The organism is Pseudoalteromonas sp. Ld20 (genome assembly GCF_045064175.1).
Taxonomy (GTDB): domain Bacteria; phylum Pseudomonadota; class Gammaproteobacteria; order Enterobacterales; family Alteromonadaceae; genus Pseudoalteromonas; species Pseudoalteromonas neustonica.
In genome coordinates this window covers 75,899-94,994 of the sequence record NZ_JBISHB010000034.1, presented here as the reverse complement: position 1 = coordinate 94,994, position 19,096 = coordinate 75,899, and the positions used below count along the sequence as shown (strand labels likewise).

General features: G+C 41.0%; 16 protein-coding genes and 5 tRNA genes. 2 read left to right on the top strand and 19 right to left on the bottom strand.

Annotated elements, in window-relative coordinates:
- Positions 1–58: 58 nt before the first annotated feature.
- From ACJJVX_RS10255 to xerD, 18 genes are all read right to left on the bottom strand, one after another.
- Positions 59–1,270 (bottom strand): exo-beta-N-acetylmuramidase NamZ domain-containing protein, encoded by a 1,212-nt coding sequence (locus tag ACJJVX_RS10255; RefSeq protein ID WP_405631334.1) that lies wholly within the window; start codon positions 1,268–1,270, stop codon positions 59–61.
- Positions 1,271–2,206 (bottom strand): N-acetylmuramic acid 6-phosphate etherase, encoded by a 936-nt coding sequence (gene murQ / locus ACJJVX_RS10250; protein WP_169327845.1) that lies wholly within the window; start codon positions 2,204–2,206, stop codon positions 1,271–1,273.
- Positions 2,203–3,108 (bottom strand): BadF/BadG/BcrA/BcrD ATPase family protein, encoded by a 906-nt coding sequence (locus ACJJVX_RS10245; protein ID WP_054205351.1) that lies wholly within the window; start codon positions 3,106–3,108, stop codon positions 2,203–2,205. Before ACJJVX_RS10245 ends, murQ begins: the two co-directional genes overlap by 4 nt.
- Positions 3,105–4,673, bottom strand: coding sequence for a sodium:solute symporter (locus tag ACJJVX_RS10240; protein ID WP_405631331.1), 1,569 nt, complete (start codon positions 4,671–4,673; stop codon positions 3,105–3,107). Before ACJJVX_RS10240 ends, ACJJVX_RS10245 begins: the two co-directional genes overlap by 4 nt.
- Before the next feature lie 69 nt (positions 4,674–4,742).
- Positions 4,743–5,516 carry a L,D-transpeptidase gene (locus ACJJVX_RS10235; protein ID WP_405631328.1) on the bottom strand — a complete coding sequence of 258 codons (774 nt, stop codon included), beginning with the start codon at positions 5,514–5,516 and terminating at the stop codon, positions 4,743–4,745.
- Positions 5,513–6,625 carry a dipeptide epimerase gene (locus ACJJVX_RS10230; RefSeq protein ID WP_405631325.1) on the bottom strand — a complete coding sequence of 371 codons (1,113 nt, stop codon included), beginning with the start codon at positions 6,623–6,625 and terminating at the stop codon, positions 5,513–5,515. Before ACJJVX_RS10230 ends, ACJJVX_RS10235 begins: the two co-directional genes overlap by 4 nt.
- An 8-nt stretch (positions 6,626–6,633) precedes the next feature.
- Positions 6,634–8,025, bottom strand: a complete 1,392-nt coding sequence (locus tag ACJJVX_RS10225) for an SH3 domain-containing protein (RefSeq protein WP_405631323.1) — start codon at positions 8,023–8,025, stop codon at positions 6,634–6,636.
- Between the two features lie 1,202 nt (positions 8,026–9,227).
- A tRNA-Arg gene (locus ACJJVX_RS10220) sits at positions 9,228–9,304 on the bottom strand.
- 83 nt (positions 9,305–9,387) lie between these two features.
- Positions 9,388–9,464: transfer RNA gene (locus tag ACJJVX_RS10215), tRNA-Arg, on the bottom strand.
- A 68-nt stretch (positions 9,465–9,532) separates the two neighbouring features.
- Positions 9,533–9,609: transfer RNA gene (locus tag ACJJVX_RS10210), tRNA-Arg, on the bottom strand.
- A gap of 46 nt (positions 9,610–9,655) precedes the next feature.
- Positions 9,656–9,732, bottom strand: a tRNA-Arg gene (locus ACJJVX_RS10205).
- A 36-nt stretch (positions 9,733–9,768) separates the two neighbouring features.
- Positions 9,769–9,861 (bottom strand) — tRNA-Ser (locus ACJJVX_RS10200).
- A 129-nt stretch (positions 9,862–9,990) separates the two neighbouring features.
- On the bottom strand, positions 9,991–10,173 hold the full coding sequence (locus tag ACJJVX_RS10195; RefSeq protein WP_054205346.1) for a hypothetical protein: 183 nt from the start codon (positions 10,171–10,173) through the stop codon (positions 9,991–9,993).
- Between the two features lie 291 nt (positions 10,174–10,464).
- A complete protein-coding gene (gene lysS / locus ACJJVX_RS10190; RefSeq protein ID WP_054205345.1) occupies positions 10,465–12,000 on the bottom strand; it encodes a lysine--tRNA ligase in 1,536 nt (511 codons plus the stop codon).
- Between the two features lie 26 nt (positions 12,001–12,026).
- A protein-coding gene (gene prfB / locus ACJJVX_RS10185) for a peptide chain release factor 2 (protein ID WP_099459009.1) occupies positions 12,027–13,125 on the bottom strand; the annotation gives its coding sequence in 2 pieces (ribosomal slippage) (positions 12,027–13,049 and positions 13,051–13,125; 1,098 coding nt in all).
- Between the two features lie 154 nt (positions 13,126–13,279).
- On the bottom strand, positions 13,280–15,001 hold the full coding sequence (gene recJ, locus ACJJVX_RS10180) for a single-stranded-DNA-specific exonuclease RecJ (protein WP_054205343.1): 1,722 nt from the start codon (positions 14,999–15,001) through the stop codon (positions 13,280–13,282).
- Positions 15,002–15,078: 77 nt separating this feature from the next.
- Complete coding sequence (dsbC, locus tag ACJJVX_RS10175; protein WP_054453131.1) at positions 15,079–15,807, bottom strand: bifunctional protein-disulfide isomerase/oxidoreductase DsbC; 729 nt, start codon at positions 15,805–15,807, stop codon at positions 15,079–15,081.
- A gap of 64 nt (positions 15,808–15,871) precedes the next feature.
- The gene (gene xerD, locus ACJJVX_RS10170) at positions 15,872–16,756 is read right to left on the bottom strand and encodes a site-specific tyrosine recombinase XerD (RefSeq protein ID WP_099459010.1); all 885 of its coding nucleotides are present in this window, start codon (positions 16,754–16,756) and stop codon (positions 15,872–15,874) included.
- A 149-nt stretch (positions 16,757–16,905) separates the two neighbouring features.
- Here xerD and fldB point away from each other — a divergent pair, with 149 nt between their 5' ends.
- Positions 16,906–17,427 (top strand): flavodoxin FldB, encoded by a 522-nt coding sequence (gene fldB / locus ACJJVX_RS10165; protein WP_054205340.1) that lies wholly within the window; start codon positions 16,906–16,908, stop codon positions 17,425–17,427.
- A gap of 162 nt (positions 17,428–17,589) precedes the next feature.
- On the top strand, positions 17,590–18,243 hold the full coding sequence (locus ACJJVX_RS10160) for a hypothetical protein (RefSeq protein ID WP_405631318.1): 654 nt from the start codon (positions 17,590–17,592) through the stop codon (positions 18,241–18,243).
- A 93-nt stretch (positions 18,244–18,336) separates the two neighbouring features.
- On the opposite strand, the gene ACJJVX_RS10155 is transcribed toward ACJJVX_RS10160, so the two are convergent.
- A complete protein-coding gene (locus tag ACJJVX_RS10155) occupies positions 18,337–19,035 on the bottom strand; it encodes a tRNA1(Val) (adenine(37)-N6)-methyltransferase (RefSeq protein ID WP_405631315.1) in 699 nt (232 codons plus the stop codon).
- Positions 19,036–19,096: the final 61 nt, after the last annotated feature.

Below are 19,096 nucleotides of genomic sequence, written 5' to 3'. Positions count from 1 at the left end.
GGCCACACAAGTGGCCTTTTTAGTGCTTAACTGTTTACTAATCTAACCGTTCTCATCGCTAATAAAGCGAGTTGTATTTATACAGTAAATACGGTTCACGTTTTTGCATAAAAGTAGTAAGCCCTGCCTGCCAGCTTTGCTTTATTTGCTGCTCTGACTTACCTGCTTTTATAGCTAAACGCAGCTTATCTGTGCCAGCGAGTTTATCCATAAAATCTGGTCGTTCAAAAAACACCTGATTCGCTTGAGTTAATTGTGTATACGCATTAATAAATATATTTAAATCCAAACCTGTTATGGCACTTGCACGTAAGTCTTGCCCCAATACGGTAACATCTTTAAATTTTGGGTTCATAGACGCGCCTTTAATTGCCCGCGGGGTAAAACTAAATTCCCCTAGTCCCACTGGCGAATAACCAATAACCTGAAAGGCAAAGTCAGTGCCACGACCAATTGATATCGGGGTTGCTTCAAAAAAGCACAATGATGGATACAAGTTAATAGCTTGCGCATTAGGTAAGTTAGGACTCGGTTTTATTGGCACTTTATATTCTGTGTTGCGGGTATAATTAGCAACAGGAATAATACGCAGCTTAAGCTGCTCTGCCTTATCAATCCAGCGCTCGCCTTTGATCATTTTAGCTAATTCCCCCACAGTCATACCGTGTAAAACAGGGATCGGGTGCATGCCTACAAAGGAACGAAACTGAGGCTCTAAAATTGGTCCATCTACGTAAGCGATATTCGGGTTTGGCCGATCTAACACTATAAATTCAAGATTATGTAATGCCGCCGCTTGCATCATGTAATGCATTGAACTGATATACGTATAAAAGCGCACACCTACATCTTGAATATCAAAAATTATGACGTCTAACTCGCTCAATACAGCTGGATCCGGTTTTTTATTACTGCCATAAATTGATACTACATCAATACCCGTTTTAGTATCTGTGGTATTTTTAACATGTGCGCCAGCATCATAATCCCCCCGAAAACCATGCTCAGGGGCGAATATTTTAACTACATCCACGCCTTTATCTCTGAGCAAATCAACTAAGTGAGTTCCGTCAACCTGCGAGGTTTGATTAACAACCAGCCCAACTCTCTTGTCTTTTAAAGCCCCGAGATAGGCCTCATATTGTGCAGCACCAACCAAGATAGGCTGACTTTTAATAGCCGTTGCTTTTGCATTACTTTGAGCTTGGTTACTATCCGTGCACGCAATTAATAATAAGCACTGTAGTAAAATAATTACCCTTAGCAACATTTAAAGTTCCACCGCTTTACGTAAAAAACCATCAGCTTGCATGAGCATGTGTTGCGCTTGGGCGGCGTCTTTGCCTGTTAGTAAAATTAAAATAGCTAATTTAGCACTTTGCTTTGCCTGCTTAAGCGCATCAACCGCTTGTTGATGCGTGCAATCAGTTGCCTGCATCACGATACGAATAGCGCGTGCATGTAGTTTTTCATTACTGGCATTAACATCAACCATTAAGTTTTTATACACTTTACCGGTACGGATCATACTGGCGGTACTTAACATATTGAGCACTAGCTTTTGCGCTGTGCCCGACTTCATTCGTGTAGAACCGGTGACTGCCTCAGCGCCTACTACTGGGCAAATACCAATATCTGGTAATTGCATAACTAACGAGTTAGGGTTGCAGGTTACACCTACTGTTTTGCACCCTACTGATTTTGCATATTCAATCGCGGCACGTACATAAGGTGTACGACCACTGGCGGCAATACCGACAACGACATCTTTGGCTTGTAAATTAATCGCTTTTAAATCATCAACACTGAGCGTTAAACTGTCTTCTGCGCCTTCTACCGCTTTTTTAAATGCAGTTTCCCCACCCGCAATAATACCTATCACTTGCTGATCGCTTACGCTATAAGTGGGCGCGCATTCAACTGCATCTAAAATACCTAATCGTCCACTTGTACCTGCACCAATATAAATTAAACGCCCACCTTGCTTAAACGCTGTGACAATATGATCAACCGCTTTTGCAATTTCAGGAATTACGCACTTTACTGCATCAGCGACTTTTTGATCTTCGGTGTTTATTTTGGTCAAGATCTGTATGCTATCCAGTAAATCAATATCGAGTGTGGCAGGGTTTTGCCCTTCAGAAACAATACCATTTAGTTCTTCAAGAAGAGTACGTTGTTGTTCAAATGCGTGTTCAGAACTCATTGGTTTGTCCTATCTAAAAATATATGCAAATTTTGTTGCGCTAAAATAAGGGCACCGCTTAATGAATCGCCCTGTTTAGGTATTATTAATTGCTGTATGGCTGCACTTAACAAGGGTAATGTTATGGCCGCTAATCCGCCGGTCAGCATTACAGGTAGCTGGCTTTGAGCTCGCGTTTTATTAATTAAACGCTCCACCTGCTTTGCGTGCTTTTGTAATAGTAGTTCAGCAATTTTACAGTCGTTTTGTAATTCAAATACTAAATAAGTAAAACGCGCATAATCAACCGCTCTCGCTTCGTACAACCAAGCATTTAATTGCTCTCTGGTTGCGCCTATTTGTTCACTTAGTTTACGTGTAAGTAGGCTTTGTGGCTGGCTAAATTGATCAATTTCATCAAGTAAACACTGCACAGCACTTAGCCCTAAACGTGCACCAGAGCCAAAATCATCAACTAAAAACCCCCAGCCTCCTACTAACTGTGTATCGCCGTGATTATTAAGTCGTGCACCTACAGCCCCAGTTCCAAGTGCTACAATAGCAACAGGCTGCCCATTATTAGCCCCATATAATGAAGTAATAGCATCGCTGTAGACATGCAGCTTGGCAAATTTAATACCACAGCCAAGTTCTAGCGCTGTTAATAGCCTTTTTGATAGTACTGAAGACCCACCGCCAGCAAGCCCCATTACGGCGAGTACTTCACCGCTTTTAGCCTTACTTTGCAAATAGAGATCGTTGATCACCTGTTCAATATTCGACAATGCAGTTTGAAAATCATTATGCAATGAAGCCTGCCCTCCTGCGGCGCTATATTTTATGCCGCTGGCAAGCTCAATTATCTGCGCCGTTATTTTAGTTCCACCACCATCAACTGCTAATAGATATTTTATTTTATTCATTGCGCGACACTATTCTCAGTAGGCTTGCCTAAACAGCACACTAAGGTTGAAAGTGCTGTACCTATACATAATTGCCATGTGAAACCGAGATAAAAGCGCTCTGTTTGCGGTAACAGCCAATCAATCATGTAAGGCTGCATTAGCAAGGTAATAACAAAACCAACTAATAAAGCAGCCAGCACAGAGCCCTCACTGCCTCGCTTAGTAAATAAGGTTGTAAAATATACGCCCAATAAACCACTGTATGAGAACACCATTACGCTTAATGCAAACTTCAAAAGTGGCATATCACTGTATTGTTGCCAAAAATAACAAGCAATCGCCATAGCAGCGAGTGCTCCACTGACTACAGTCATCCCTACACGGCCCGCTTTAACAAAGTGGCCGTCAGCGACTTGTTTATTTTTAGCAGCTAAATAAGGACGATATAAATCTTGTACTATTACTGACGACATTGAGCTCAAACCTGAGTTTAGCGTTGATATTGCCGCCGCAATAATACCGACACTAACAAGCCCCTTAACGCCTGCAGGAGCTTCGTTCAATACGTAATACATAAAGATGGTAATTTTTTCACCATTAAACTCTTGTACGACTTGCTCGCCTGCGCTGTTCATTAGTGCTGGTTGTTGATAAACGATATAAAGTAATAAACCGATAGAGATAAACACTAACATGACGGGGATCACCATCACGATAGATAACACCAAGGCTTTACTGCCCTCTTTGGCATTTTTACACGTGAGTAGGCGCTGGGTCATGTCTTGATCAAGGCCAAATGCTGCAATGTTTAATAATACAAAACCTGTTAATACCGATGCCATATTAAAAACGCCACTGGGGCCAAAACCTAAGTCAAACTTAAACAATGCCAGTTTAGAATCAGCGCCTGCAGAGGGTTCATTTAGCGTTGCTACAATAGTAGAAAAATCGGCAGGAATGATAGCCAATAAGCACCAAATAACCGCTATGGCTGCACTCACATACACCACGGTTTGTAATACATCAGAATAAATAACACTGCGAATACCACCAAATACGGTGTAGAGCAAGCCAACAAGTGCGAGTAATAGTGTGGCAACAATCACGCTTTGCGCTTCAATATTGCCATATAAAATCATAGCTACAGCAATCGCAGCCATATATAAACGCGCCCCACTGGCAAACACACGACCAAATAAATACATTAAGCCGCTACGACGCTTGGCTTTGGGGCCTATGCGCTTTTCTAATAGCTCGTATACGGTATAAACTTGCTGCTGATAAAATTTAGGGATAAGAAAAATGCACACAATAAACGCAGCAATAAATGCGCCTATGTTTGTGGCTAAATAAGATAAATCCCCTTGATAACCTTGATCTGGCCCGCCAATAAACGTGGCTGCGGATTGCGATGTAGCTAATACCGAAATTGCCACCATCCACGTTGGCATGCTATTGCCACCTAAAAAGAAGTCTTGACTAGAATTAGCCCGCTTACGGTTAAACCACCAACCACTGAGTAATAAAATGGCTCCGTAGCTTGCAAACACGAGCCAATCTAGCAAGGTGTATTGTGCACTCATTTATTATCCCAATTAAAAACCAATCAATGGAATATATTATTCCATTGATTTAGCAAAAAGAAAACAACTTTATTTTAATGTTTTTATTAATGGTAGCTGCCAAAGCGCCTGTTTTTGTTGATACTGCGCTTTGGGTAAACTAATTAATAGTGGGGCCGATTTACTGTCTAACCACGCTAAAAGTGCATCCATATTCTGCTCTGTCATTGCGGTGCACCCTGCTGTGGGCTTATCTTGTGCTCGCCATAAGTGCATAAAAATACAGCTGCCCGCACCATCAATGTTATTACTGTTGTGCTTAACCACGATGCCTTTTTTATACAGGTCATCTTGACTATAAATATCACGGCGCATCCACTCTGATGAACCTTTAACAGCAGCCTCTCCAACAACTGACTTATTAACTAGCTGGTTATAAAATGGCGACCCTTTCACATCAATACAGTAATCATTCGCTGTCATACCTTGATAAGCCATATTAGTTTGCAGTGAATCTAAATAGCCAAATGCAGTGCCCAGCTCAAAAATTCCGGCAGGCGCTTTACCGTCCCCCTCTTGCTTTTGTATACCGGCTTGTTCAGGATGTAAACCAACCCCCCATGCAAGGCCTGTACGCCCTAGCACCACCGAATAGTCGTCATCTATTTGTTGCCAATTATTGCCTTTTCGTTCAAACCGATACAATTGTGCTTGGGGTGTTTGCCAATCACCGGCAATTACCACAACCAGTTGTTTTGTCTGCAATGAAATAACCGTATTGCTGCTCGTTATTTGTTGCTGAGCACACCCCAATAAGCTTGTTAAAACCACCCCTGCACTTGTCATTTTTATTATATTTTTCATGCTGGCCAAACTCCGTTATCTATATGTTGCAAACCATCTATCTGCGTTATCCCAAGCCCTGGCGCAGAACTTAGAGTTATTGACGGCCCCTTAAACTCAACGCCGCCTTGAACAGGATCAAATTGACCTAGCGCTGGGCCATCTAAATCTATTTTTGTTATTTGTTGCGCCTTTGCAGAAGCTAAATGAGCAGCTCCCGCAACCACGATACTGCCTTCAAGCATACACCCTATCATGCACTGTGCTTGATATTGTGCGGTGATATCTGCAATCGCTATAGCGCGGCTCAGACCACCGGTTTTCATTACTTTAATATTAATGATATCAACGGCATTTTGTTCCAATAATTGAATAACCTGTTTAGGCGAAAATGCACTCTCATCCGCCATGATCGGTGTATTAACTCGCTCAGTAATATACTTCAACCCTTTAAAGTCATCACTTTTCACAGGCTGTTCAACGAGCTCTAATTCAATATTCTCGCTCTCTAATTTTTGTAACGCGAACACCGCTTGTTTAGCATTCCAGCCTTGATTGACATCAAGGCGAATTTTCGCGTATTTAGAAAAGCCACTATAAATTGCCTTCACTCGTTCAATATCTTGCTGTAGATCGTTTCCTATCTTTACTTTTAAAACATCGAAACCTTGTTTAACAGCGGTATCGCAATCGGCCAACATTTTATCAATACCATCAACACTAATTGTTATATCTGTACGCAGTGTGCTACTACCACCACCGAGTAACTTATAAAGAGGCGCTTGGTAAAGTTTGCCCCATAAATCATACACAGCTAACTCTAACGCCGCTTTTGCGCTGCTATTAGCCACCACAGTAGATTGAATAACATGGCAAATATGATTAAGGTTTTCAATTTCTAAACCGATTAATTTGGGGGCTAAAAAATACTTAATAATACTGATCATTCCCTGATGGGTATCACCAGTAATAATAGGGGTTGATGCTGCTGCGCCGTAACCTACTTGGCCTTTATCTGTGTCAATTAACACCACTAAGTCTTCTATAAAACTAACTTCCCGTAGCGCTGTTTTGAACGGAGTTACTAATGGCACTTTTAATTTAGCAAACCGTATAGCGGTAATTTTCATAGTGGCTCCTAGCGAATTCGCTTAATATTATAGGTGCGATCTAAATAACTTTTTTGCGGTGATAAACGCAGTGGCAATAATGGCGTGACCGATACACCATTTAATGCGCTAGAATAAAAGCGACCATCAGCTTTGTTATAGCCTAGCCCTTTTACATCATGGATCACATAAGGTTGACCATCTTGCTCACCGAGATACATCATTACATGGCCTGGTATATAAATAAGATCCCCCACTTGCATCTTTTTAACCGCATCTAACTTTACTTGCTCTGCATCAGCGCCATCAAAACGCTGATTAATACCATACTCGCCTCGCCCTTGCTGCCCTGAATTGCGTGGCATTAATAAACCAAAACTTTTATAAATCTCACCTACAAATCCCGTACAATCTCGGCCATTATAATCATGCCCCCACCCATAACGCTCGCCTAAGAATTTAAACCCTTGTTTTATCAAGTTCTGCTGGGTGTAGGGTAAGTAACCTATATTAACGTCACTACTGCGGCTAATTAGTGCAGGTTGTATAACTAACTCACCTTGCGCGCCTCTTGTTGGCAGTTGTACTACATAATTGGCGTAAGTATTTTGCCCATGCAATAAATTTGGTACTTGCTTTGCCTCAACTAATGGCAGGCGTACACCCATATCGAGTTGCAGCTCAGAGATATCAGCATTATCTGGTACGTAGGCAGTATTAACTTTTGCCCCCGTAATAAGTAAAAAATCATCCTGATTTTTAAATCTATGTAAGGTCGCTTTACTTGCAGTGGCAATATCAGCCGTAGGCACCCAAGCCAAATAATTATAAGCGCGCACCAGTAGCCATTGCTTATCAGCACTTTGATGTAAAATAGCCACCGTATCACCTGGAAATAACCCACTTTCTTGAAAACGATCAAGATCATTATCTAAGCCGCTATTTAATACCCTATCCCATGTTGGAAAAGTACGTAGTACAGAGCGCTTTACTACAACCCCAAAACCAACTTGGTTGTTATTTTCAATCGCTTCTAAATTCATATTGGCATGATAATCAGCAAAATCTTTGTCTGTTAATGCGACGCCATTGGAATAAAAACGAGGACTTTTTGGTACCGCGCTAATGCTATAGATGTGGTTAGTTAATTGCTGCTTTGTAAGCTGTGTAGCAAAATCGAGAGGATCGACAATATGCTCATTTTCAGCGACCAGTTGTTTATTGAACGCCATAATTTGTGATGCACTCATTAATGGCTGAGCCGTTACTTTAACTTTAGTTTTAGCTAACCAATGCTGTGGAGTTAGTTGGGGCTGACTAACTCCTATAACGTCCGTTTGCCAGGTATTAGCGACAGCGATGGGCGTTATCGAAGCAATACTGGCCAATGTAATACTCAGAGCAATTAGTGATTGTCGCATTTTAGGATCCTCTATTATTATATTAACCACACGGTTTTAACTACTTACCAAAGAACATATCTGATGTAGTTGAAATTAGCTCTCACCTTCACCCATAATTAAAATTCCTACTTAAAAAACATTTTGGAATATTTTATTAAAAATAACACACTTCACAGCGCAAGCAAATATTTGTAATCATTTCACAGCTTAATCTATGGGTTAATTTTATGGTTTAAGTTTAAGCATTCTCAGCACTTGATAATTGAACAAACCCTGCTGGTAACTAAAAATAGCCTTTAGCGAACTCTTGTAAATCGCTTAAATATTGCTGATAAAACTCATTACTTTGGTTTTTTATCTGCTCAAGGACGAAGTTATCTGCCGCATTGCTAGCTCTTTTTTCTTTCGTTCATCCAAAAGATCGCTTTGAGCAATCTCTTTAAATTTAGCCGACTTTCGTCGGCTTATTTCTATTAGCTTAAGTAGTAATAGAAAGTGGTGGGCGCAGGGCGTATCTTGCAAGAGTGAACCTCTGAGCGCTCTAAATTTCTGTATCACTACAACTACTGCAAATACATTTCAAGGCTAAAGCCTGTTCCTACAATAACGTGAATTTCAGGCATAAAAAAACCGACTTTCGTCGGCTTATTTCTATTAGCTTAAGTAGTAATAGAAAGTGGTGGGCGCAGGGCGTATCTTGCAAGAGTGAACCTCTGAGCGCTCTAAATTTCTGTATCACTACAACTACTGCAAATACATTTCACGGCTAAAGCCTGTTCCTATAATAACGTGAATTTCAGGCATAAAAAAACCGACTTTCGTCGGCTTATTTCTATTAGCTTAAGTAGTAATAGAAAGTGGTGGGCACAGGACGTATCTTGCAAGAGTGAACCTCTGAGCGCTCTAAATTTCTGAATCACTACAACTACTGCAAATACATTTCATGGCTAAAGCCTGTTCCTATAATAACGTGAATTTCAGGCATAAAAAAACCGACTTTCGTCGGCTTATTTCTATTAGCTTAAGTAGTAATAGAAAGTGGTGGGCACAGGGCGTATCTTGCAAGAGTGAACCTCTGAGCGCTCTAAATTTCTGTATCACTACAACTACTGCAAATACATTTCATGGCTAAAGCCTGTTCCTACAATAACGTGAATTTCAGGCATAAAAAAACCGACTTTCGTCGGCTTATTTCTATTAGCTTAATTAGTAATAGAAAGTGGTGGGCGCAGGAGGATTCGAACCTCCGACCGCTCGGTTCGTAGCCGAGTACTCTATCCAGCTGAGCTATGCACCCACATTCTATTGTAATTTTATAGTCTGATTTGACTGTCCCAGCAACTAATGAATTTCAAAAGTTGTTATTCTTTAAATAGAAAGTGGTGGGCGCAGGAGGATTCGAACCTCCGACCGCTCGGTTCGTAGCCGAGTACTCTATCCAGCTGAGCTATGCACCCACATTCTATTTCGATTTTAATGTCTTATCTGACATATTAATTAGCTTGCAATAACTAAGTATCAAAAGTGGTGGGCGCAGGAGGATTCGAACCTCCGACCGCTCGGTTCGTAGCCGAGTACTCTATCCAGCTGAGCTATGCACCCACTTTTGATATTTCCTATTTATACTCTAAGAAGAGTTTGTAAAGAGTGGTGGGCGCAGGAGGATTCGAACCTCCGACCGCTCGGTTCGTAGCCGAGTACTCTATCCAGCTGAGCTATGCACCCAATCTTTACTGTACAAGAAACCATTTATAAAATAAATGGCGGAGAAGGAGGGATTCGAACCCTCGATAGAGCTACAAACCCTATACTCCCTTAGCAGGGGAGCGCCTTCGGCCACTCGGCCACCTCTCCGTCTTGTGGGGCGTATAATAAAGATTTCAGAAAATATGTCAAACACTTTTCTTGTTTAAAGTGACTGTATGGTTAGAGAATACCCATAACAGCTAAAAAACCATCATTTGTGTTTGAAGATTGAGCAATCTATAGTTTATTTGGGTCTTTTGAAACCCCTAATAAATGCACTAATTCATCATTTAATTGTTCGAGATATTGATCTTGATAACCTAGCTGCTGAAATTCAGCAATACAGGCACGATAATAAATCTGCCTTTGCTCTTCAGTACTAAATTGTTCCTGTGCATCTACTGATTTTTTATCTTTCATTATAGTAAGTCCATTTACCTATGCGGTATTTTAGTGTTAATAATATTAAAACACACACTTTCCGCCTTATTTACTGTATTTAGTTTAGTTAAACTTTAAAACATTGCCTGCTCTATTTTAGGTGTTTTTAAGAATATTTTTTAATCATTAAAAATCAAGTAATTAAACTTAAACACCTATTAAGCACTGACGCTAAAAATACGTTATAGCTTATTTAATGGATCAAATATATCGCACACAAAAACGCCGCTTTAAAGCGGCGTTTTAAATACTATTTACTAAAAAATAGAATTAGTCAGCTTGTGGACGCATATGCGGGAACAAGATCACATCTTTGATTGTTGATGAGTCAGTAAACAACATCACTAAGCGATCAATACCAATACCCTCACCTGCTGTTGGTGGTAAACCGTATTCAAGCGCACGGATGTAATCTTCATCGTAATGCATTGCTTCATCATCACCCGCGTCTTTTTCTTCAACTTGGCGAGTAAAACGCTCAGCTTGGTCTTGTGCATCGTTAAGCTCAGAGAAGCCATTAGCAAGCTCACGACCACCAACAAAAAACTCAAAGCGATCAGTAACAAATGCGTTCTCATCATTACGACGTGCAAGTGGTGATACTTCCCAAGGGTAACCTGTGATAAAAGTAGGCTGAATAAGCATGTGCTCAGCTGTTTCTTCAAATATCTCACATAAGAACTTACCTGGACCCCATACGCAGTTTTCAGGGATCTTAACGTGTACTTGTTTAGCGTATGCTTTTAATTCGTCAAAATGATTTTCTGGGTCATTAAATACGGCCGCATCAAACTCAGGGTTGTACTTAAGAATTGCATCACTCATGCTTAAACGTGTAAACGGTTGGCCAAAGTCATATTCAACTGAATCAATAACGTCGCCGTTTTCGTCTTTGGTTGTATTAATAACAATTGCGCTACCCAGTACATTTTCAGCAACCGTGCGTAACATGTCTTCGGTGATGTTCATCAGGTCGATGTAATCGGCGTAAGCTTGGTAGAATTCAATCATCGTGAATTCTGGGTTATGGCGCGTTGATAACCCTTCATTACGGAAGTTACGGTTAATTTCAAATACGCGATCAAAACCGCCAACCACTAAACGCTTTAAGTAAAGCTCTGGCGCAATACGTAAGTACATGTCGATATCAAGCGCGTTGTGGTGCGTTACAAATGGGCGTGCCGATGCGCCACCAGGAATAACCTGTAGCATTGGTGTTTCCACTTCCATGAAGTCACGATCGGCTAAGAAACGACGAATACCTTCAACGACTTGTGAACGAATACGGAATGTTTCACGCGTTGCTTCATTAGTGATCAAATCGACATAGCGTTGACGATATTTAGTTTCTTGGTCAGATAAACCATGGAACTTTTCAGGTAATGGACGAAGTGACTTAGTAAGTAGTTGATACTCTGTCATTTCTACATATAAATCGCCTTTACCTGATTTATTAAGCGCACCTTTAACACCAATAATATCGCCCGTGTCTAGTTGGCCATATTTTTCTTTAAGATCTTTTTGCACGTCTTTTGACGCATACGCCTGTACACGGCCTTTCATGTCTTGAATCACGAAGAATGGTCCGCGTTTGGCTAAAATACGCCCTGCGATAGACACAACATGCTGCGATTCAACTAATTCTTCTTTACTCTTATCACCAAACTGGGCTTGCAAATCTGCCGTGTAATGCTCACGACGGAATTGGTTTGGATGACCATTGGCTGGGCAATTTGCGCGAATAGCGTCTAATTTGCCACGACGCTCAGCGATTAACTTATTTTCGTCTTGGATTTGATCAGTCATTTTTTAGCTCTTTTTTAGCTTGGTGGTTATAGGCCAGATTTTAAGCTGGCTTCAATAAATTTATCTAAGTTACCGTCAAGTACCGATTGGGTATTACGGTTTTCAACACCGGTTCGTAAATCTTTAATACGGGCATCATCAAGTACATATGAACGAATTTGGCTTCCCCAGCCGATGTCAGATTTTGCATCTTCTTGGGTTTGCTTTTCAGCATTTTGCTGTTGCAGTTCAAGCTCAAATAATTTTGCTTTTAACTGCTTCATCGCTTGCGCTTTATTTTTATGTTGCGAACGCTCGTTCTGACATTGCACGACTGTATTAGTCGGTACATGCGTGATACGTACTGCTGACTCCGTGGTATTTACGTGCTGACCACCCGCGCCTGATGCACGGTATACGTCGATACGTAAATCAGACGGGTTAATATCAATTTCAATATTATCGTCAATTTCAGGGTAAACAAACGCAGAAGCAAATGACGTGTGACGACGACCACTTGAATCAAATGGACTTTTACGAACTAAGCGATGTACGCCCGTCTCTGTGCGTAACCAGCCATAAGCATATTCGCCTACAAAGCGTACGGTTGCACCTTTAATACCAGCAACATCACCACCGGTTGCTTCTACAAGTTCAACCTTAAAGCCTTTAGCTTCACCCCAACGCAAGTACATACGCAGCAGCATATTACACCAATCTTGCGCTTCAGTACCGCCAGAACCTGACTGTAAATCGAGGTATGCATCATTCGCATCATGCGGCCCTGAGAACATGCGACGGAACTCTAAGCCTTCAAGCTGCTCGTTTAGATCCGCTAACTCACTTTGCGCTTCAGCGAATGTTTCTTCGTCTTCGGCTTCTATTGCAAGCTCTAAGAGACCTTCAACATCATCGGCACCAGCCACTAAGTTGTCGATTGTTTCAACAACGGCTTCAAGTGCAGACTTTTCACGACCAAGCGCTTGCGCGCGCTCTGGTTCATTCCATACGGCTGAATCTTCAAGTTCGGCGTTAACTTCTTCTAAACGTTCTTGTTTAAGAGCGTAGTCAAAGGTACCCCCGAAGCAGTTCAGTACGTTCGCGAATTTCCTTGATTTGATTAATCACAGGATTCACTTCAAACATGTACGTTACTCCAAAATAGCTGGTTTACACGGCAAATCACCACGTAATATTAGGCAAATTATTATTTAAATGACGCTTTAAATAATAAAGCGCCCGATTTTAACAAAAAATCGTGCGCTTTATTAGTATTTTATGCATCGAAAATAGATATTTTTTATGATACTTTTTGTAGCTCTCGTACGATTAACTGCAATGAAAATTTGCCTCTAAACTCGTTGATATCGAGCTGATAGGCAAGTTTTACAAAACGTGCTTCGGTATCTGGCCATGCTTTTACATCAACACCAAAGGCTATCGCATCAACTAAGCGCCCTGAGTGATGCTTTAAAACCAATTTTAAATGCTTTTCACCCACAATACGCTGTTGTACAAGTTCAAATGTATGCTCAAACACCGGCTCTGGAAATTGCTGCCCCCACGGCCCCGCTTGTTTAATTTGCTGGGCGAATTCCATATTAAAACAATCGCTGGGTAACTCACCATCCGTTAAAATAATACATTTTTTATGCTCATCGCTTAATTTAGCACTCACCGCCTGCTCAAAAGCGTGTTTAAATTCGCTAAAATGCTGTTCGTTGATACTTAATCCTGCAGCCATCGCATGGCCACCAAACTTGCTAATTAAATGCGGGTGCAAGGTATTCAAGCGCTCGAGTAAATCACGCATATGCAGCCCTTCTATCGAACGGCATGATCCCTTGATTTCACCGTTATCGCCACCAGCAAAAATAACTGTTGGGCGGTGGTATTTTTCTTTTAAGCGCCCTGCTAGTATACCTATAACTCCTTGGTGCCAGTCCTCTTGGTATAAACAAATGGCATCAGGTGTTTGCTCATCGCTAAAGGCGAGCCTATCTAACACGGCCTGCGCCTCAACTTGCATGCCCTGCTCTATCTCTCGGCGCTCGTGATTTAAGCTATCAAGTTCACCTGCAATCTGACGCGCTTGATTAATATCTGTAGCAAGTAAACACGCTATACCTAAACTCATATCATCTAAACGCCCAGCCGCATTTAACCGTGGCGCAAGTGAAAAGCCAAAATCACTGGCACTCAAGCGCGCTGCATTTCGGTTTGCCACTTCAATCAGCGCGCTAATGCCAGGGCGTGTTTTACCACTGCGGATCCGTGCTAATCCCTGGTGCACCAAGGTGCGGTTATTAGCATCCAGTGCCACTACATCTGCTACAGTGCCCAATGCAACTATATCTAGTAAGTCAGCTAAATTAGGCGGTGATTGCTGCTCAAAGTAACCAGCGTCACGCAATGCGCTTCTTAGTGCTATTAATAAGTAAAATGCGACCCCAACGCCTGCAATTGATTTTGATGGGAAATCACAGTCATGGCGGTTTGGATTTACGATTGCGTCAGCATTTGGCAGTTGCTCGCCTTGCAAGTGATGATCTGTAACCAGTACCTTAATACCCGCACCTTTAACAATATCAATACCCGCAATACAGGATATGCCATTATCAACGGTGATCACTAAATCAGGGGCCATTGTGACTATTTGCTCTGCTAATGCAGGACTTAATCCATATCCTAGGCTAAACCTATCTGGTATTAAATAATCTAAGTGAGCAAAACCAAACATTGCCAGCCCTTGCATTAATGTGGCTGTACTGGTCGCACCATCGGCATCAAAATCCCCCACAATAAGCACTTTACTTTGTGCTTGTAGGGCTCTTTGTAGCAAATCGGTCGCTTTATCTATGTCTTTAAATAACTTGAAGTCGTGTAAGGTAGCGGCACTGTTATTAAGCTCATCTGCATGAACGACTTGGCGAGTGGCATAAATTTGCTTAATAACCGGATGTATATGGCTCGGTAAATGAGCATCATCAACGTATTCGCGTGCTTGTATCAATTTTTTCATGCAGGATATTTAACTTTTTTGGCTAAAAATTTCTGACAAAAAAAGGCCCTTTAGGCCTTCTTTCTATGAGTTAACACTTAAGAAGATTTATTTGCTTCTAGTGCCGCTGCTAATGCTGCTGCTGGCTGATAACCTGGTATTAATGTACCATCTTCTAAAATAATAGCTGGCGTACCACTGATACCAAAGCTTTGACCAAGTTGATAATGTTCAGCAACAGGTGCTGCACAGTTTTTAGTTACCTTAGTGTCTGCGCCTGCTTTAGCTTCTGTCATGGCTTCTTGCTGATCTTTAGAGCACCATACATTCATTAAATCTGCGTAACCTGACCCTTGTAAGCCGCCTCGTGGGAAGGCTAAATACTTAACAGTAATACCTGCTTCGAGTAAATCATCAAGCTCACGATGTAATTTACGGCAATAACCACAGCTAATATCTGTGAATACAGTAATGCTGTGTTTTTCATTTTTAGCTTTATATACAATCATTGAATCTTCATATTCAACTAACCCACCTTTACGAACGCCGTTAAGTGCTTGCTCAGTTAAGTTATTACGATTGTTCAAATCAATCAGCGTGCCTTGCATTAAAAATTGGCCGTCTGGGCTTGCATATAACACGCCTTTATCGGTAATTAGCTCTTTTAAACCCGCAACAGGGCTTGGGTTAATGTGTTTAACAGTAACACCCAATGCAGCAAATTTAGTTACTATAGGGTCATTAGCATCAGGAACGGCTAAAACGCCATTAGCAAACGCACTTAAACTGGTGCCTAGCATTGCACCGGCTAATATTAACTTTTTCATAATGTTCTCTTATATCCTGATAATTAGTATCTACTCAGACCGCTCAAGCTAGAAAAAATTCTCATTAAGCGCGAGGATGATGTTGCTGATGTACCGATTTTAGTCGTTCATTCGCTACATGAGTATAAATTTGTGTAGTCGATAAGTCGCTATGCCCTAGCATCATCTGTACCACTCTTAGATCAGCACCATGATTCAATAAGTGTGTTGCAAACGCATGACGAAGTGTATGAGGCGATAAAGGCGATTCAACTGCAGCCAAAATAGCATAGTGTTTAATACGATGCCAAAAAGTTTGTCGGGTCATACCAACTCCTCGCTTTGACGGGAACACAAAGTCAGTCGCGTGTTTAATCATTTGCGCGCGGCCAACCTTTAAAAATTGCTCTAACCAGTACATCGCTTCTTCACCAAGTGGCACTAAACGTTCTTTATTTCCCTTACCTTTAACTAACACCACCGCTTGGCGTAAATTAATTTGTTCTATACGTAAGCCAACTAATTCACTAACTCGTAAACCTGTTGCATATAACAACTCCAACATGGCTTTATCACGCAAGCCCATTGGCTCTTCTGTATTTGGAGCTGCAAGCAATGCCTCAACCTCACTCTCTGATAACGTTTTAGGTAGCGATAACCCTGCCTTAGGCTGAGCAATATTTACCATTGGCGAATCAGAAATGTGCTTTTCACGCACAAAATACTGATAAAACCGTTTTAATGCGCTAATGCTACGTGCCGTACTGCGTGGTTTTAAACCTAAATCAACACGGTGTGCTAAATAGCTTTCAATATCTTGCCCTGTTACGGTTAACAGATCTTGTCCTTCCAAAAACAGGCAAAACTTATCTAAATCACTGCGATATGCAGATAAAGTGTTATCGCTTACGTGCTGTTCTAGATAAAGATTATCTAAAAAAGATTCTAGATAATCGCTATTGTTAAGCAGTTCGTCGTGATCTGTAAGGGCTGAATCTAATGACTCATGATCAGGTAACGTTGTCACAGTTATTCTCATAGTTATCAAGGTATCAATTAATAATACCTTACGGTAAACTTCAGCCTATCATATCAGGCAAATACACAGTGATAAATACGATGCAAATTGGTTTATTTTATGGTTCTACCACGTGCTATACAGAAATAGCAGCAGAAAAAATTCGCGATATTATCGGCCAAGACATTGTAAGCCTACATAATATCAAAGATGAACCACTAAAAAATGCGCAGCAGTACGACTTTATCATCCTTGGTATCTCAACATGGGATTTTGGTGAGTTACAAGAAGATTGGGAATCAATTTGGGATGACATTAAAGATGTTGATCTCAATGGCAAAACCATCGCTTTATTTGGCATGGGTGACCAACAAGGTTACGGTCAGTGGTTTCAAGATGCGCTAGGCATGCTGCACGATGAAATAAGCAGCCAACAATTTACATTATTAGGTTTATGGCCAAACGACAGTAGCTATGAATTTGAAGCGTCTAAAGCGCTTACTGCTGACGGTAAGCATTTTGTTGGCTTAGCCCTTGATGAAGACAGCCAGTATGAACACAGCGATGAACGTATTGCCAATTGGGTAGAGCAAATAATGACTGAATACAGCGAAACCTTGTAACCCCCCTTAATTAGATGCTGCGACGGATCACAACTCATACACCTGAGTAAAAAGCGGCATCTAGTTGATACAGTTTTTAACAAAACATTACACTTTAAAAAGGACATAATCGTCACTTTAATCATAAAATAGCATGCATACCCTACATAAAAGGATTTAATCATGCTAACTCGATCTCTATGTATACTTACTTTATCTAGTTTTATTGTTGCCTGTAATTCTGAAGACATTGAAACCGCCAATTTTGGCTCTTCGTATTATAAAAATGACTACACACTCATCAATACCACAAATCAAGAAATTGATTTTCATATGGCAAATACTGAACTTGATGGCGATGAACGTGACGTGAAACGCAATAAGTATTATGTCGATACGCTAGCCAGTGGTGCTGACCCAATAAAAACCAGACATGAGCATAATGGTAAATACAAAATATCCTTCTATGTGCAAGATCACAGTCAAAATACGCGTAATTACAAAAAACTCTACAAAGTAAATAATGATCAAGATTACCACTTTATAGCTTGGCAAGACAAAGAGCTTGTACGTCTGAGTTTGGTTAAAAATCAACAAGACAATAAAGATAACTTTTTTGCGGTTAGGTTTTTAGCCACAGAAACCGTAACGCTTACAGTAAACGAAAAGCCTTTAACCCTTACCCAAGGTGATGTTAGCCACTGGCGACATGTTGATGACTGTAATGCAGACATTAAAGTTGATGATAAAATACTGTCAATTTGTCACGCATCTTACAGTAATTCATACACACTCGTAGTAGACAAAAACGGCATCAAAGCCACAATAACCGAATAAATAAACAACCACCGCTCGTTAACCTTATTAACGCGCGGTGGTGCTAAATATCATGGGTTACTTTAAACTCCATATTACCAACTTTCGCAACCCTTACATTTTCAAATAAAAATCCTTACACAGCGCAACATAGTCATCACTGTATTTTCCATCTTCATTATGAATCGTTAATATGCTTGGTTCACACTTTCGAGGCTGGTAGCCAAAACTCATTAAACTTCGCGTAGCAGATTTATTTTTAGTTGTGCGCACTAAACAGTGGCGTTGTAAATAAAGCCCTTGAGCAGCGGCTTGACCAATAAATTGCTGCGCCTCATTACAAGGTAAAATAACATTAAATATAGAACCTTGATGGCTTAGGCGATCAAAAGCGACAAGCAACTCTGCAAAGCTTAAACTATCAGTATGCCTTGCGGTATTACGTGCATGATCCCCTCCTTTTAAACAGTCATTAAAATACGGTGGATTACAAACAACAACATCAAATAACACCTCTGACGTAAAAGATTGAATGTCTGAATTATAAATAACAATATCAGGCCACGGACTTTGGCTAATGTTCTGTGATGCTTGGGCATAAGCAGTGGCGTCTATTTCCACTGTATTTACTAACAAATGAGGCGCACGCTGTTTACACATCAACGCTAACAAGCCAGTGCCAGCGCCTATATCCAGTAAGCTATCACCGCTCGTTAAATCGGCCCAAGCGCCCAGTAAAATGCCATCGGTTGAGACCTTCATTGCGCATTGCTCATGGCTGACCGAAAATTGTTTAAACACAAAGCCTGACATTTTTTCACCTTTTCATTCACCAAGCGCTCGATAGCGCGTATAATTAACGCCAATTGTCCTC

Bases quoted from the DNA above. Each gene is read 5' to 3' on its own strand.
- ACJJVX_RS10255 (WP_405631334.1), bottom strand. From the start codon at position 1,270: ATGTTGCTAAGGGTAATTATTTTACTACAGTGCTTATTATTAATTGCG.
- murQ (WP_169327845.1), bottom strand. From the start codon at position 2,206: ATGAGTTCTGAACACGCATTTGAACAACAACGTACTCTTCTTGAAGAA.
- ACJJVX_RS10245 (WP_054205351.1), bottom strand. From the start codon at position 3,108: ATGAATAAAATAAAATATCTATTAGCAGTTGATGGTGGTGGAACTAAA.
- ACJJVX_RS10240 (WP_405631331.1), bottom strand. From the start codon at position 4,673: ATGAGTGCACAATACACCTTGCTAGATTGGCTCGTGTTTGCAAGCTAC.
- ACJJVX_RS10235 (WP_405631328.1), bottom strand. From the start codon at position 5,516: ATGAAAAATATAATAAAAATGACAAGTGCAGGGGTGGTTTTAACAAGC.
- ACJJVX_RS10230 (WP_405631325.1), bottom strand. From the start codon at position 6,625: ATGAAAATTACCGCTATACGGTTTGCTAAATTAAAAGTGCCATTAGTA.
- ACJJVX_RS10225 (WP_405631323.1), bottom strand. From the start codon at position 8,025: ATGCGACAATCACTAATTGCTCTGAGTATTACATTGGCCAGTATTGCT.
- ACJJVX_RS10195 (WP_054205346.1), bottom strand. From the start codon at position 10,173: ATGAAAGATAAAAAATCAGTAGATGCACAGGAACAATTTAGTACTGAA.
- lysS (WP_054205345.1), bottom strand. From the start codon at position 12,000: ATGACTGATCAAATCCAAGACGAAAATAAGTTAATCGCTGAGCGTCGT.
- recJ (WP_054205343.1), bottom strand. From the start codon at position 15,001: ATGAAAAAATTGATACAAGCACGCGAATACGTTGATGATGCTCATTTA.
- dsbC (WP_054453131.1), bottom strand. From the start codon at position 15,807: ATGAAAAAGTTAATATTAGCCGGTGCAATGCTAGGCACCAGTTTAAGT.
- fldB (WP_054205340.1), top strand. From the start codon at position 16,906: ATGCAAATTGGTTTATTTTATGGTTCTACCACGTGCTATACAGAAATA.
- ACJJVX_RS10160 (WP_405631318.1), top strand. From the start codon at position 17,590: ATGCTAACTCGATCTCTATGTATACTTACTTTATCTAGTTTTATTGTT.
- ACJJVX_RS10155 (WP_405631315.1), bottom strand. From the start codon at position 19,035: ATGTCAGGCTTTGTGTTTAAACAATTTTCGGTCAGCCATGAGCAATGC.